This is a genomic window from Nocardia sp. NPDC051990, from assembly GCF_040680755.1.
Lineage (GTDB): Bacteria > Actinomycetota > Actinomycetes > Mycobacteriales > Mycobacteriaceae > Nocardia.
The window spans coordinates 102752-116616 of the sequence record NZ_JBFAXH010000019.1 but is presented as its reverse complement, the minus strand read 5'-3'; the positions used below and the strand labels follow the sequence as shown (position 1 = coordinate 116616).

Genomic DNA, 13865 nt, shown 5'->3' with positions numbered 1-13865 from the left:
TACCCGAGTCGTCAACGAAAGTCGTCACGATCGAATCCGGTGCTTGCGGAGGCAACGATAAGGATCGGGCTGGTGGTGCTTCTCGTCGTCAGCGTGTCTACAAGACTGAGTTTCCGTGTGGAGTCGGTGATTCCGGGTATGAATTCGGCCGCATAGATGGACGAACTCGGCAGCTTATCGGGTCGGCAGGTGTTCAACGCGGTGCTGGGCGCGCAAAAGGCATGGTGGGTGCCAATTCACTACGTGATGGAGGCTGCGGTGACGGGAGCTGCAATATCCGGGGAGGTCGACGGCGTAGACGGTGTGGTGTTCGGCGAGCGCGGGCATGATCGGCCACCAGCCGTACCAGGTCTGGGGCCAGCCGTGGATCAGCACCACCGGGGTGCCGTGGCCGCCGGTCACATAGTGCATGCGGACGCCGTCGACGTCGGCGAACTTGTGTTGAAAAGTATTCTCGAACCGGGGATCCCCGTGCGTGGCGGCGGCGTAGGAGGGGACGGCCGGGGTTGTCGTGGAGCAGGCCGCGGTCCCCATCGTGAGCAGGATCGCGAGTGCGACGGTGGCGACCGCGCGCGTGGAGCGGAGCAAGCCGTGCGGGCGGGTTGCGGTGATCATGTGGTCCTGTCCTGGATGAAGTCAGCGGCCGGTCGTGCCGTCGATCAGTTCGCGGAGGATGTCCGCGTGGCCCGCGTGGCGGCCGGTCTCCTCGATCATGTGCGTGAGTGCCCAGCGGAGGCTGGGAGCGGAACAGCCCGGCCGCGGAACCGGTGCGCCGAGATCGGTGCAGCCGTCGAGTATTTCGTTGGCCCGCTCGACCGCCTCGCGATAGCGGGAGTCGATGTCGGCCTCGCTGCTTCCGGTCCGGGGCGGCGGAGTGTCGTTGCGGCGCTTGGTGGTTGGCACGGTGGCCTCCTTCGCGGGGTGGGGGTCAGGCGGTGCGGCGGATGAGCAGGACATTGTCGGTGACTTCGGCGGTGCGCCCGTCCGGTCCGGTCGCGGTACGGCGGGGCGCGTCGGCGCGTTCGACCGTCCAGGTCGCCGGATCCAGGTCGATTCCGGCCGCGACTTCGTGCGGGGACGGGTACCGGACGTCGGGATCCTGATTCCACGACCAGGGCGCGGTCGAGCCGTGGTCGACGACCAGCAGCCGCCCGCCCGGCCGCAGCGCGTAGGCGGCAAGGCGCAGGACAGCTCCCCTGTCGAAGTCGAACGGGGTGTGCAGGTAGTGAGCGGAGACCAGGTCGAACCGCCCCGCGGGAAAGGACTCGCGCAGGTCGTGCCGCTCGCAGGCGATCCGGTCGTCCAAGCCGTGCGAGCGGGCGAGGCCGGCGAGCCGCTCGATCGCCACGGCCGAGATATCGACGGCGGTCACCCGCCAACCGCTCTGAGCGAGCCACAGCGCGTCACCGCCGTCGCCGCAGCGGCCGCAGACGCACGACGGCTTCGAGTGGCTGTATGTGCTCAACGGCCGCCTCCGATTGGTAGTCGGCGAGCGCGACCTGACCTTGCCGCCCGGCGAGGCCGCGGAATTCGACACCTCCATGCCGCACTGGCTGGGCAGCGCCGACGGTGGCGCGGTCGAGCTGCTCATCCTGTTCGGCTTGCAGGGGCTGCGATCGCATGTACACGCCGCCGCAGAGATGTACTGACCTGACAGGTTAGGAACGTGGCTGGCTGGTGGGGGTCCGCCGGATGCGGTGGGCCGATGGGCGCGATCCCCACGACCGTCGTGACCACCGCTGCACGCACCCAACCGCGACCCACGGCCGCTCGGCGACTACTCCGCCGAGCTGCGTGAGGAGTGTCTTGACTTCTACTCTGTGATACAGTCTACTGGTAGTCAGTAGCACTGAATAGTGGATATCGAGGGAAAGGGGCTGCTACGGAAAATCTGACGGAGATGCTCAAAGGTACGCTCGAAGGCTGCGTCCTCGAGATCATCGACACCGAGGAGACATATGGCTACGCCATCACGCGCCGGTTGAATGAACTCGGTTTCGCAGACGTCATCGAAGGGACCGTCTACGCCATCCTGCTGCGATTGGAAAAGAACGGGCTGGTCGATGTTTCGAAACGACCGTCCGAAGTCGGCCCGCCGCGCAAATTTTACGCACTCAACGTTGCGGGACGGAAAGAACTCGCGGCGTTCTGGGTGAAATGGGAATATGTCTCATCGCGCATCAATAAGCTCAAGGAAAGCGGGAAATGAACTTCTGGGAGACAATCACGGGCAGCGATCTGACCAGGGAATATAAAGCCTTCGAAGCTCGAGCCGAGGCCCTCCCGGCCGAGTATCAAGCGGCATGGGAAGAGATCAAGATCCATCTCTCCCCCTATTCGGACGTCACGGGTCGCCGCCTGATGCCGATTCTCGACGGAGCTTTGGGGCTGCTCGAGGAAACAGCATCGGATGGCCAGAGTCTCCACGAGGCGCTGGGCGGCGACATCAAAGGCTTCTGTGCGGCGATTGCCGGCGAAGAAGGAGCTAAGAATTATCGCGACAAGTGGCGCGATCAGCTGAACAAGAACGTTGCAAGGAAACTGGGCCGGCTAGGAGGATAAGGTGGGCGTTCGCGACATCATCGAAGGTAAGAGAGAATGGCGGGCGCACATGGCGCGGGTCAAGGCGCTCCCGCCCGATTACCGGATTGTCTACAAAGAGATTCAAAAATATTATTTCAAGATCGGGCCGGTCGAATTGATCGACGGGAGCTTGCTCTCGGGGATTCTCGATTTCTTCGAGGAAGGGGTCGCAGCCGACAAAGAAGTCATGGAACTCATCGGCAATGATGTCGCGGCTTTCTGTGACGAGCTGGTAAAAGACTCGCGGACCTATGCCGACATCTATCGGGAGTCGGTCAGCAAGGAAGTCGGTAAGGGGGTGAAATGATCTCCGTTGTTCCGCCGGCCACCTGTGGTCGAGTATTGGGTGGGAGATAGCCTGCACTCGAGCGGGGTTTCTATCGTTGAGTCGATCTTCTTTGTCACCGTGCGCCCGGGTCCGAGGTAGGCGGTGAACGTCGAAGTGACCCGATAGCGGTTGGAGGTCACAGCGGTGACCACCGCCTCACCGTGTCCTCGCACCGCGCCGCTTGGTGCCGCGACCGCCCACGGACGTACAGCGCACCGTCGGCGCCGCTCCGCGGTTCTCGCCAGTGGTTTTGCGGAATTCAGCGTTGACGGTCCGGCTCTCGATCAGGTTGTTGGGGTACATCGAAGATGTCGCGCAAAGCGGCCGAGGTGTTGATCCACAATCGTTGCGCGGCTGGGCCGCAAGCCCGAATGCCTGCCCACAAGAGAGTGATCCCGCGTTCAGCGTGTCGAAATCTATGCCGCCGGTTGAAATCGGGAACCTGCTCGACTATCTCTCCCGCGTCGAGCACGGCCTCGATGGCCACCTTAGGTAAATCTCGGCGCTCTGGTGTCCGCTCGGTACGAGGGGGAGTTCGGCCGCATACCGCCCAGCTGAGATCTGCTCGACCACCGGTCGAATCATGTTGTGTCACAACCTGATACACGATAGGAAAGCTAAAAATCCGGTGAGCGCGTTGCCTGCCACGGGATGATTGCGACTCGTAACTCCTGGAGGTCGCGCACACCTCACGATATACGTATACATCTACGTATAAGTATACGTCTGCTAGCTGATAAAACGGAAGGGCAATCACATGCACGCTCAACGCAGGGCCAACACCGACTCGAACAACTCGACCTGGACCGGCAGCAATTCCGGGAGCGGTCGTAGTAGCGGTGTCGAAGAAGGCTGGGGAAGGGTGGCCGACGCGTTCCGCGCGAACTTCGAGGGAGAACCCGGCGAGGTGGGGGCGGCGTGCTGCGTCTACGTGGGCGGGCGCCGTGTCGTCGACCTGTGGGACGGCCTCGCTGATCGCCAGGCGAACCGACCGTGGGGCGAAGACACCGTCGTCCGGGTCGCTTCCACGACGAAAGGCGCTACCGCCATCTGTGCCCACATGCTGGCACAGCGCGGTCAGCTGGATCTGGACGCCCCGGTGGTCCAGTACTGGCCGGAGTTCGGCGCTGCCGGCAAGGAGCGAATCCCGGTGCGCTGGTTGCTGTCCCACCAGGCCGGTCTGCCCATCGTCGACGGACCGCTGACGTTCGAGCAGGCGTGCGCCTGGGAACCGGTCATCCGCGCGCTCGAGGCACAGCAGCCGCTGTGGGAGCCGGGCACGGAGCACCTGTACCACGGCGTCACGTTCGGTCATCTGGTAGGGGAGGTCGTGCGCCGGATCTCCGGCAAGTCGCTCGGCACGTTCTTCGCCGACGAAGTGGCTGCCCCGCTCGGACTGAGCGCCTGGATCGGGTTGCCCGAGCAAGAAGAGGACCGGGTGGCCCGGATCGAGTACGCGGCTCCGTTCAGCCTGGAGCAGTTGACCGCCGGGATGATCAAGGCGACCGGGCTCGACGCAGACACGGTCACCGCATGGTTCGAGGCCGGGTGGGGTCCGGACTCGCCCGCGATCCGCGCGGGCTCGCTCGGCGGAGCCTTGGACAACATGGCCGACCCCGCGACCGCGTACTACACCACGCGTGCCTGGCGCGCGGCCGAGTTCCCGGCCGCGAACGGGATCGCCGATGCGGCATCGGTGGCACGGATGTATGCCGCCACGGTGAGCGAGGTCGATGGCGTGCGGTTGCTCGATCCGTCAACTGTCGCGAGGGCGGCAGCCGTCCAGACCGACAGAACGCGGATGCATGGGCTGCCGCCGGAGCTGAACATCCCGGCCAACCGCTCCTTCTACATGTCGCTCGGATTCTGGCGAGCCTGCCCGATGCTGCCGATGGCCGGGCCGGGATCGTTCGGCCACCCGGGCTCCGGCGGATCGATCGGCTTCGCGGACCCGGATGCCGGCGTCGGCTTCGGCTACGTCACCAATCTCTGGGACCTCCGGCCCGACGACCCGCGTGCGGCGAGCCTGGCCGAGGCCGTCCGGTCCTGCCTCGGATGAGTATGTTCGCGGGCTGCGTGGGGTCGTTGGCGGATTCGGTTGCCGCGGTGCGTGCTACCCGCGTGGGAGCGGCATACTTGCACCATGACCACGGACCGGCCAGGTGAGATACGCCCGGGAGACATTTACGAGGACTGTCACTTTCACCCTGTGCTGTGTACCTACATCAACGATGGCGATGAGATCGGCGGCATCTCCCTGATCGACGCCACCTCCCCGCGAGCCTGTTCTCTGAGCCACTGCGCGGTCATCAAACTATCCATCGACGATGTGATCGCGGCAAGGGCCGACTGGCCCGCCTACCTCGCCCGCCGCAAGGCTGAGTTCGAATCCGAATATTCGCCCTCCCACTGACCTGCCTCCGGAAATCACGTGGCAAGCAGCAGGCGCGGCACACGGCTGCCGATTGGTAGATCGCCGGTGGCGCGCCTACGTGCTCGGTTGCCGAGGGGCGTCGAGTTGTCTTCAGCCCGAGTGGTTCTCGCTCGGGATGCCCACCGTGGAACAGACCGATGCGCTCGTCCGCCACGCCACGCAAGTGGCCGGCGACACGGGCATCCGGAGGTTGGTCGAACGACTCTGCCGCGCAACAACTTTCCTGGATGGACGAAATATCGTGAAGGCATGGCGAGTAAACGACGTGGGGGAGCCAGGTGATGTCCTCCGTCTAGCGGAGGTGGCGAGGCTGACCGCAGGCCCGGGGCAGCTGTTGGTGAAGGTGATCGCTGTACGGCGAACTTTCCAAACGACTCATTGCTGGAAAGAGCATCGGTCGAATGACTTTCCACCCGCAGAGTCGAAACTGATTCGCCTGGCATACATCTGCGGGCGAGACCTGCCGCGGCTGAAACAGCCTGCAGAGCGGGTAGCTATGGCGTGCTCTGGTTGAGAACCCGGGTGGTCGGTGAGGTATACATGTGCGAATTCTTGCGTCGTATCCGCCTGAAGTGCGGTGTCGATTGGCAGGCTGCACCGGCGGCGGGCACCATCAGGCCGCGCGCTCACTGTCGGCGCGGCGGTGGCACAGTGAACCAGAGGCAAGCCCGAGTGAAGAGGAACAGACCATGAGCGGACGTACCCCCAGCCAGTGGGAAGAGCTCACTGCTGCTGATCCTGCGCATTCGACGTGGTACGTGGAGCGGTTCCGGGCAATGGCGGCCGAAGGCACGGATATCGTCGGGGAGGCGCGGCTGATCGACGCGATGCTCGACCGCAGTGGCCGAGTCCTGGATGCGGGGTGCGGACCGGGGCGTGTGGGTGCCTACTTGCACCGAGCTGGTCACGTCGTGGTCGGCGTCGACGTCGACCCGGTGTTGATCGCTGCGGCGGAGCAGGACTATCCCGGTCCCACCTGGATAGTCGGTGATCTCGCCGAACTGGACTTGCCGGGCCGTGGGATCGCTGGCGACTTCGATGTCATCGTGTGTGCGGGGAACGTGATGACATTTCTGGCGCCGTCCACCCGGGAGGCGGTGCTGGCTGGGTTCGCCCGCCATCTCGCCCCAGCCGGTCGGGTGGTTGTAGGGTTCGGTGCTGGTCGTGGTTACGAGTTCGCGCAGTTCCTGGCAGACGCCGAGGACGCCGGACTCACGGTGGATTTGCGGCTATCGACGTGGGATCTACGTCCATTTACCGACGAGTCCGATTTTCTGGTGGCGGTGTTCTCGCGCGCAGATTGAAGCCCGCGGCCGGCGTCGGATGTCCGCGGCCCGTCGCTCGAGAGCAGCTGTTATGAGGCGCGTGCAGCCTGGCCGGTCACGGACTGTTGGGCGAGGATTTCGAATGCCCGCGCGTGGGTGGCGACCTATCGCGGCTGAGTGATGGTCAGCGGTCAGGCGGGAACTCTGGTGTGTGGCTTACAGGTTGTGATCTCGTGTCGTTGCGTACGGTCGCCGGTGTGCTATCAGGACTGAATTGCGGACCTGGCTGCATCGAGACGGCCTTGCGCAACGTTGCCGGTGAACCGAGTTCTCAATGCTTGCCGCTCCACCGTGTTTCCTGAGGGAATGCGGCGCCTCAGTGATATCGCGGTGCAGATGGTGGCGGATCTCTCGGAAGCGTTATCGGTGAGGCCGAACCAATCAATGGTTCGCTAAACGGGTTGCCGCACAAGCGGTCGCGGACTCGGAGCCAGCTTCCCGGCCCCTCATCGACCAGGCACTGCACAGCTTCACACGGCCACGCTCGGATTCACTGTGTCTCCCCGAAGCAGACGTCCAGCGCTTCCTGTCCCCCGGGCGGAGCGTGCACTGCTCGAGCAGTGGGGTGCAGTGCGCGAGGTCATCGGCGAATCCGGCGCGCGGCTGTTGCATTGGGACCTGCAATACGAAAACGTGCGCTCCTCGGAACGTGGCCGCTGAGATCAATGACCGGCGTCCGGGCTATCCCTGCGCGTCAAGAGCCATCCAATTCTGCGGTTCCGCAAGAGGAACGAAACCGAACTCGGCGTACAGACTGTGTGCATCGGCCGTCACCAACAACATCCGCTCGAGCTGGTAAGGCGCCAGGTGCTCACGGACCGCAGCGACAAGTCGATGACCGAGCCCGATGCCGCGATGGCCTCGGTCGACGTAGACGTCGCAGAGCCAGGCGAAGGTGGCAAGGTCGGTGACGACGCGAGCGTAGGCAACCTGGTCGTTGTTGCCGTCGTACACACCGAAATTCAGCGATGCACGGATGGATCGCTCGACAATGTGCCGTTCCCGCCCTCGCGCCCAGTACGCATCGGTGGACAGCCAGTGGTGGACTCGGTCCACGTCGATCCGGTCGATGTTGACATCGATCTCGTATCCGTCTGCAACGCGCGCGATCACCTTCAGATGCTAACGGCGTCGCCGGGAACGGAACCAATAGCCTGGTAGCACCGGGCGTCATGAGCCAGGTGGGTCATCATCGCACGGCACTCACGGCGTTTGAGCCGCTTGTATTTCCGGCAGGCCCACCGCATCAGGTGCAGATCGAGCCGCCGAAGGAAGCCCTGTTCGTCGATGCCCCATGAGGCTGCGGTTGGCCTCGCGGGCGAGTTCATCGACGCGGTCGCGCAGGTCGATGACCAGTTGCCTGTGGTGCTCGAGGCCGCGGACAGCTAATCCGGATGCGGCACGCCCGGGAAGCGGGGGAAATTCGAGCCATGCCTCGATACAGAGTCGGCGAGACTCCAGCTATCCGCATCGTGCACCTGAATGGCCCAACATTTGCGGCACTCGCCCAGGGCGACCTGGCTGCGGCCAATGTTGTCAGCCCGGTACCGCTTCCGGCCGCTTTCGCCGACGCAGAGTGGTGCGGGCTGTGGCAGTTACGCAGCCGACAGGCCGAGGAAGACCCGGCCAGCGCAGCCTGGATTACCGGCGCCATTTGGGACGAGCGACGACACCTTGCCGTCGGCATGGCCGGTTACCACGCGCCTCCCGGCCAATCGGGAATGGTGGAGATCGGCTATGCCGTCGAGGCAAGGCACCGACGGCAGGGTTATGCCCGAGCTGCCTTGGAGGTTCTGCTGCGGCGCGCCGCCCGCGAGCCACAGATACGGACGGTTCGGGTCAGCATCAGCCCCACCAACCTGGCCTCATATCGACTGGCGTCGCAGTACGGCTTCATCGAGGTCGGCGAGCACGTGGACGAGGAGGATGGACCGGAGATCATCTATGAGGTTGCCGCAGACAAGCTTTAGGCCAAACCTCGGGATACCCCGACGACCTGCGCAACCATGGCCGAGATCCGCCATCTCGGCCTGTCCGAGGTCACCGTCTCCGAGACCGAAGCAGCACAGAGGATCACTCCGATCGCCGATGTGCAGACGATGTGCCACGCGCCGCGGTCGCGGCCGTCGTAGCGACCGTCGCGCGGGCTTAGGTGGTGGCGGCGAACTTCACCGGATTCGGGTCGGTCGAGGAATCCACGGGCCAAGTCCAAGGCCGTGACGAAGTGCGGGCTCAGGTCTAGGTGGTTCGATGCTCTATCCGACAACGGAGGCACCCCAACGCCGATCTTGCGTTCAGCGTGGCTGCGGGGGCGAAACATGGACGCCGAGAGCACGATCGGCGTGTGTTCGGGCGTCGGCGGACCAGTGGGGCGCGCTCCACTGGTCGGCAATGACGGCGGCCCGGGCGAAGTGGGCGGCGGCCTCGTCGTCGCGGCCGAGGAGGCGGGCGAGTTCGCCGAGCGTGTGGGCGACCGGACGCAGGGCCAGCGACAGGCTCTCCGCGCCCGCCGGGGGACCGTCACGGTACGGCAGCAGGTCCGTGTAGATCTGCTCGGCAGCGTCGCGGTCGTTGACGGCGACGAGCGCCATCGCGCGCAGGCTCGTCAGGAAGGTGAAGAAGAAGTCGGGCCGGATCGGGCTCGGTGACGTGCGGGCCCGGCGTGCCTCATCGCTGTGGCCGGCGGCGTGCAGGGCGAGCGTGAGCAGGTCGGCGACCATCGGGCCGAGCGTCGTGTGGAGAGCGCGCACGTCGTCCAGGTGGTCGCCGAGCGTGCCATCGTTGAGCCAGATCGCCGCCAGCGCGAGGCGGAGGAAGCCCGCGGCGTGCACCGATCCGGCGCGTTCCATGAGTTCGGTGGCCTCGGCGTAGCGGCGCTCGGCGTCGGCGAACCGGCCCTCGATGAGCACCAGCGTCGTCAGCGCGATCTCGGCGGCGCCGGTAGCCTCCGGCATCCGGTAGGCGCGGGCGAGGTCGAGCGCCTCCCCGGTCACGCGGCGCATGGTCGCCGGGTCGTTGGCCGCGGCGGCGTTCGCGGCCTGGCTGAGCAGCCCGGTCACGCGGTAGACGGGCAGGTCGTGCTCGACGCCGATCTCCACCAGCTCGCGGGAGTACTTCTCCCGCCCGGAGTCGCGGGCGAGGAGCAGCAGCGCCGCCGCCCGGAGGCGGGGATCGGTGGCGAGGTCGAGCGCTTCCCGCGCCGCCGCCATGACCGTCGGATCGTCCTCGCCCACCAGCTCGTGGGCGTACGCGATGAGGAGGTGGGACCGAACGTCGGGGGCCAGGCTGGTCCGCCGGAGCAGGCGGCTGAGGCGGTCGACGATGGGACGGTCGACCGTGCCGTACCTGCGGGCCTGCCAGGGTGTGGGCTCGGTCCAGGCGGTGAACGCGGCGATCATCAGGTCGTCGCGCCCGATCGACTCGGCGTACTCCGCGGCCTGCTCGCGCGTGTCCCTGGCCGCAGCGAAGGCCCCGGCCCGGACCTGCGCGCGCAGCAGCCTGCCGAGCAGGTCGACGCGCTCGTCCGGGTCGCTGGAGTTGGTGACGGCGTCGGTGAGGAGCGCGGCCGCCACGTCGTGGGCATAGCGCGCCTCGGCCAGCTCGGCGGCCCGCACGCAGTAGCCGACGGCCTTCGGTGAACCGGCTCGCGCATAGTGATGGGCGAGGGCCGCGACGTCACCAGTGCCCTGCAGGGCTGCGGCGATCCGGGCGTGCATCCTGGTGGTCCGCACCCGGCTGACATCGGTCACCAGCGTGTCCCTGACCAGCGTGTGAACGAACCGGACGCGCCCGGGCCCGGGCTCGTCGAGCAATCCGGCGATGACGCCCGCGTCCAGCGCGTCAAGCACGCTGTCCTCGTCGGTGTCGGCGGCCCGGACGAGCACGTCCACCGAGCTCTCCGGGCCGGCGACCGCCGCCAGCCGTAGGACGGACACAGCGCTCTCGGGGAGCCGGGCGAGCCTGCGCCGCAGCACATCCCGGACACCGTCGGGGACCTCGGAGAGCGCGACCAGCGCGCCCTCCCCGTTGAGCAGCCGCGCGCTCTCCCGCACGTAGAAGGGGTTGCCGCCGGTCCGCTCGGCGATCCCGGCCACGGTCGTGTCGTCGGCCGCGCACTCGGCGCGCACGAGCTCGGCAACGGCGTCGACGGGCAGTCCGGGCAGGTCCAGCCGCAGCGGCGCGGTGCGGGCGAGGGACCCGAGGGTGTCGGTGAGTCGCTCGCTCTCGTCTCCGCGATACGCCGCGACGATCAGGATCGGGGCCCGCACACCGACGCCCGCGCCGAGCAGTTCCAGTGTCGTGCCGTCCGCCCAGTGCAGATCATCGAGGACCATCGCGACCGGCCGCTCGGCGGCGGCGGCGGTGAGCCAGTGCCACAGGGCCCGGCGCAGCCGGAACCGCCCGGCCGCCGCGTCGCCGGCACCCGGCGCGGAATCGCAGAGCAGCGGCGCCAGATCGTCGGCCGGCTCGCCCGGCGGGCAACTCGCCGCCACGGCCCGCAAGGCCTCGACCCATGCCCACGCGGGCGGCGCGCCGTCCAGCTCGGGACAGCGCCCGGCGGCCACGAGCCACCCGTCCTGTTCGAGCCGCGCGGCGAGGTGCTCGAGCAGCGTCGACTTGCCGAGCCCGGTCTCCCCGGTGACGAGCGCGACACGCACCCCATCGGCGACGGCCTCTTCGGCGGCCACCACCAGCGCCGCGAGCTCACTCGCACGGCCCACGAATGTGCCGGCACCGGACCCGTTGTTCGGCGGTTCGATGGGCCGGCGCTGTGACGCTATCGAGTTCGACTGCGCCCCAGGCGGTTCCGCGATGGCCTGCGTCTGTTCCGGCGGAACGGCGGCGCGAAGGATGTCCGTGCGCTGGGCGAGGATCGCGTCTTCCAATTCCACCAGGTCCGGGCCTGGGTCGAGCCCCAGCTCGTCGGCGAGTGTGGTGCGAGCGCGGCGGAGCGCGGCCAGAGAGTCGGCTTGGCGGCCACTGCGCCACAGCGCGAGGGCGAGCATGCGCCAGCCTTCCTCGCGCAGCGGCTCGTCACGGGTGAGTCCCTCCGCCTCGGGGACCACCGCGGCGGAGTCGCCGAGCCGCAGTCCCGCCGCGATGCGCAGTTCACGGGCGACCACCCGCAACTCGTCGAGCCGCGCGATCTCGGCAGCCGCCCACGGCTCGTCGGCGAACTCGGCGAACGCCGGTCCCTGCCACAGCGCCAGCGCCGCACCCAGCCGGGCGCGGGCGGCGCGGGGATCGGCGAGCGAACGGGCCTCGTCGAGCAACTGCTCGAAGCGCCACGCGTCCACCGCTTCCGGCGGCAGCCGCAGCGTGTAGCCGGGTGGTGCGCTGACCAGCAGCCGGGCCGGGGTGCGCGGTGCGCGACCGGGTTCCAGCAGCCGGCGCAGGTTGGACACGTACGCCTGCAACGACGCGAGAGCGCGGCCCGGCGGTTCGCCCCGCCACAGGCCCTCGACCAGGCGATCGACCGACACGACCTGCCCGCGCGAAGCTACCAGCAGGGCCAGCACCCCGCGCTGTCGCGGTCCGCCGAGCGGAATGGGCTCGCCGCCGGCCTCGGCCGCGAACGAACCCAAAACCCGGACCATCACCATGACCCGGCCGATGGTACGCGCGGCCGCAGCCGGTGTTCCAAGTCGCCTCCAAGTGCTCTCCAAAACCCCGGGCGCAATCTCGGTACATCGAACGGATGAAACACGAAGGGAAGCAACAGATGAGCGTCGACACCCAAGACATGGAGATCGTCCACCGCGGGCTCCGCCGCGAGTCGCGGCTGCTGATCGAGCTCATGGCGGCGGTCGCGCCGGGCGACACCGCCCGCGCCAAGGTGATCGCCCACCACTTCCGCATCTACCGGCTGGGTCTGAAGAACCACCACGAGGGCGAGGACGAGCTGCTGTGGCCGCCGCTGCTGGCCCGCGTCGACCTGGGCACCGACATCATCCTGCGGATGGAGGAGCAGCACGAACGCGTCGCTGCCACCCTGACCAGGCTGGACGCCGCCGTCCCGGCGTGGGAGGCCACGGCGGGAGCCGACGAGCGCGACACGCTGGTGGCCGCGCTGACCGACCACCGGGCAGTCCTGCTGGAACACCTCGACGACGAGGAGGCCACGCTGCTGCCGCTCGCCGCCGACTACATCACCGAAGCGGAATGGGCCTCGCTGGGCGAGCACCTGGTGGCGAACACGCCCAAGCTCACCCTGCTCACACTCTTCGGCGTCGTCCTCGAGGACGCGAACCCGACCGAGCGTGCTCTTCTCCTGTCCGGCTTGCCCGCGCCGGTCCGCGGCATCTGGCACCTCATCGGCCGCCCCCGCTACGCCCGCCACATCCGCCGCGTCCGCGCGGCCTGATCCTGCCCACCCGCACGAGGTCGACCACGGCGTGGTACCCGACCTTGGCCACCAACGCCGTGATCGCCTACACATCAGCCCGGCGCACAACACGAACGTCACTCAGATCTCAGGCGCCTTGCCTCGCTGTCGACGGCGGCCGCAGTCTCGGCTGGAAATGCCGATCGAACAAAGGAATTCATTATGCAGTCAATCATCGGCGGCTTCCTTGCTGCTGTCATCGCCATCGCAGTCGTCTTCATGGGCACGAGTTCCTTCTGGGTGCCGCAGGGTGCGGTCGGCTTCGGTATCCCGCACAGCCCCATCCAGGATCCTGCCTTCCACGCCTGGCTGGGGGTCAAGGGCGTCCGTGACATCGCCTCAGGGGTGTCCATATTCGTCCTGCTCGCCGCTGGCACACCAGCACTGCTCGGCGGGCTCATGCTCACCCTCACCCTCATCCCGATCGGGGACGCGGCGATCGTGCTCCGTAACAAGGGGCCCAAGTCGGCCGCCTACGGCATCCACGCTGCCAGCGCAGCCGTCGTACTGACAGCCGCAGTGTTGCTGCTGACCGCCTGAGACCCGGTCGCATGAGCACGCACGATTCAACTTGATCGGCACGCCCTCCGCCCCATGCAACCGACGGATCTCTGCCCAGTCCTCGATGGCGATCACCCCCCAAGCGTCGACCCCGACAAGGGGTCAAGGTTCGGAATTCGCTGCGGGGTCAGTCTTCAGGCTCTGGCACACATTCCGTGCTCGTCGGCCGCTGCGGTCCGCCCGAGATGCACTACTGGACAAGTGATCACGTGGAACTGACAGCGGCACTCTCTCGGGGCCGATGCCGCC

14 protein-coding genes and 1 pseudogene are annotated in these 13865 nt (G+C 67.1%); 10 read left to right on the top strand and 5 right to left on the bottom strand.

Features of this window, described 5'->3' with window-relative positions; genetic code table 11:
* Positions 1-174: 174 nt before the first annotated feature.
* From AB0L63_RS27365 to AB0L63_RS27355, 3 genes are read right to left on the bottom strand one after another with little or no spacing between them, the layout of a single operon-like run.
* Positions 175-615 (bottom strand): alpha/beta fold hydrolase, encoded by a 441-nt coding sequence (locus AB0L63_RS27365; RefSeq protein ID WP_364506172.1) that lies wholly within the window; start codon positions 613-615, stop codon positions 175-177.
* Positions 616-636: 21 nt separating this feature from the next.
* Positions 637-957: a DUF664 domain-containing protein gene (locus AB0L63_RS27360; RefSeq protein ID WP_364506169.1), complete on the bottom strand. Its 321-nt coding sequence runs from the start codon at positions 955-957 to the stop codon at positions 637-639.
* A complete protein-coding gene (locus tag AB0L63_RS27355) occupies positions 929-1372 on the bottom strand; it encodes a class I SAM-dependent methyltransferase (protein ID WP_364506238.1) in 444 nt (147 codons plus the stop codon). The genes AB0L63_RS27360 and AB0L63_RS27355 overlap by 29 nt, the downstream gene beginning before the upstream one ends.
* Positions 1373-1415: 43 nt before the next feature.
* Here AB0L63_RS27355 and AB0L63_RS27350 point away from each other — a divergent pair.
* The 7 genes and pseudogenes from AB0L63_RS27350 to AB0L63_RS27320 all read left to right on the top strand — a co-directional run.
* Positions 1416-1649: pseudogene (locus AB0L63_RS27350) on the top strand (cupin domain-containing protein); the annotation flags it as partial.
* 251 nt (positions 1650-1900) lie between these two features.
* Positions 1901-2209: a PadR family transcriptional regulator gene (locus AB0L63_RS27345; RefSeq protein WP_364506166.1), complete on the top strand. Its 309-nt coding sequence runs from the start codon at positions 1901-1903 to the stop codon at positions 2207-2209.
* A complete protein-coding gene (locus AB0L63_RS27340; RefSeq protein ID WP_364506163.1) occupies positions 2206-2562 on the top strand; it encodes a DUF1048 domain-containing protein in 357 nt (118 codons plus the stop codon). The genes AB0L63_RS27345 and AB0L63_RS27340 overlap by 4 nt, the downstream gene beginning before the upstream one ends.
* Position 2563: 1 nt before the next feature.
* Positions 2564-2890 carry a DUF1048 domain-containing protein gene (locus tag AB0L63_RS27335; protein ID WP_364506160.1) on the top strand — a complete coding sequence of 109 codons (327 nt, stop codon included), beginning with the start codon at positions 2564-2566 and terminating at the stop codon, positions 2888-2890.
* A gap of 883 nt (positions 2891-3773) precedes the next feature.
* The gene (locus AB0L63_RS27330) at positions 3774-4970 is read left to right on the top strand and encodes a serine hydrolase domain-containing protein (RefSeq protein ID WP_364506157.1); all 1197 of its coding nucleotides are present in this window, start codon (positions 3774-3776) and stop codon (positions 4968-4970) included.
* An 84-nt stretch (positions 4971-5054) separates the two neighbouring features.
* Positions 5055-5324, top strand: a complete 270-nt coding sequence (locus AB0L63_RS27325; protein WP_364506154.1) for a hypothetical protein — start codon at positions 5055-5057, stop codon at positions 5322-5324.
* Between the two features lie 710 nt (positions 5325-6034).
* On the top strand, positions 6035-6649 hold the full coding sequence (locus AB0L63_RS27320) for a class I SAM-dependent methyltransferase (RefSeq protein WP_364506151.1): 615 nt from the start codon (positions 6035-6037) through the stop codon (positions 6647-6649).
* A gap of 702 nt (positions 6650-7351) precedes the next feature.
* On the opposite strand, the gene AB0L63_RS27315 is transcribed toward AB0L63_RS27320, so the two are convergent.
* Positions 7352-7783 carry a GNAT family N-acetyltransferase gene (locus AB0L63_RS27315; protein ID WP_364506149.1) on the bottom strand — a complete coding sequence of 144 codons (432 nt, stop codon included), beginning with the start codon at positions 7781-7783 and terminating at the stop codon, positions 7352-7354.
* 317 nt (positions 7784-8100) lie between these two features.
* Between AB0L63_RS27315 and AB0L63_RS27310 the strand changes: the two genes are divergently transcribed.
* Positions 8101-8640, top strand: a complete 540-nt coding sequence (locus AB0L63_RS27310) for a GNAT family N-acetyltransferase (protein WP_364506146.1) — start codon at positions 8101-8103, stop codon at positions 8638-8640.
* A gap of 324 nt (positions 8641-8964) precedes the next feature.
* Here the strand turns inward: AB0L63_RS27310 and AB0L63_RS27305 are convergent, their stop codons facing one another.
* Positions 8965-12273 (bottom strand): BTAD domain-containing putative transcriptional regulator, encoded by a 3309-nt coding sequence (locus tag AB0L63_RS27305; RefSeq protein ID WP_364506144.1) that lies wholly within the window; start codon positions 12271-12273, stop codon positions 8965-8967.
* Between the two features lie 119 nt (positions 12274-12392).
* On the opposite strand from AB0L63_RS27305, the gene AB0L63_RS27300 reads away from it, so the two are divergent.
* Complete coding sequence (locus tag AB0L63_RS27300) at positions 12393-13034, top strand: hemerythrin domain-containing protein (RefSeq protein ID WP_364506141.1); 642 nt, start codon at positions 12393-12395, stop codon at positions 13032-13034.
* A gap of 183 nt (positions 13035-13217) precedes the next feature.
* Positions 13218-13595 (top strand): DUF4267 domain-containing protein, encoded by a 378-nt coding sequence (locus AB0L63_RS27295; protein WP_364506139.1) that lies wholly within the window; start codon positions 13218-13220, stop codon positions 13593-13595.
* Positions 13596-13865 lie beyond the last annotated feature (270 nt).

Coding starts and splice junctions, on each gene's coding strand:
- AB0L63_RS27300 (WP_364506141.1), top strand. CDS start 12,393: ATGAGCGTCGACACCCAAGACATGGAGATCGTCCACCGCGGGCTCCGC.
- AB0L63_RS27365 (WP_364506172.1), bottom strand. CDS start 615: ATGATCACCGCAACCCGCCCGCACGGCTTGCTCCGCTCCACGCGCGCG.
- AB0L63_RS27295 (WP_364506139.1), top strand. CDS start 13,218: ATGCAGTCAATCATCGGCGGCTTCCTTGCTGCTGTCATCGCCATCGCA.
- AB0L63_RS27325 (WP_364506154.1), top strand. CDS start 5,055: ATGACCACGGACCGGCCAGGTGAGATACGCCCGGGAGACATTTACGAG.
- AB0L63_RS27310 (WP_364506146.1), top strand. CDS start 8,101: ATGCCTCGATACAGAGTCGGCGAGACTCCAGCTATCCGCATCGTGCAC.
- AB0L63_RS27345 (WP_364506166.1), top strand. CDS start 1,901: ATGCTCAAAGGTACGCTCGAAGGCTGCGTCCTCGAGATCATCGACACC.
- AB0L63_RS27305 (WP_364506144.1), bottom strand. CDS start 12,273: ATGGTGATGGTCCGGGTTTTGGGTTCGTTCGCGGCCGAGGCCGGCGGC.
- AB0L63_RS27320 (WP_364506151.1), top strand. CDS start 6,035: ATGAGCGGACGTACCCCCAGCCAGTGGGAAGAGCTCACTGCTGCTGAT.
- AB0L63_RS27360 (WP_364506169.1), bottom strand. CDS start 957: ATGTCCTGCTCATCCGCCGCACCGCCTGACCCCCACCCCGCGAAGGAG.
- AB0L63_RS27340 (WP_364506163.1), top strand. CDS start 2,206: ATGAACTTCTGGGAGACAATCACGGGCAGCGATCTGACCAGGGAATAT.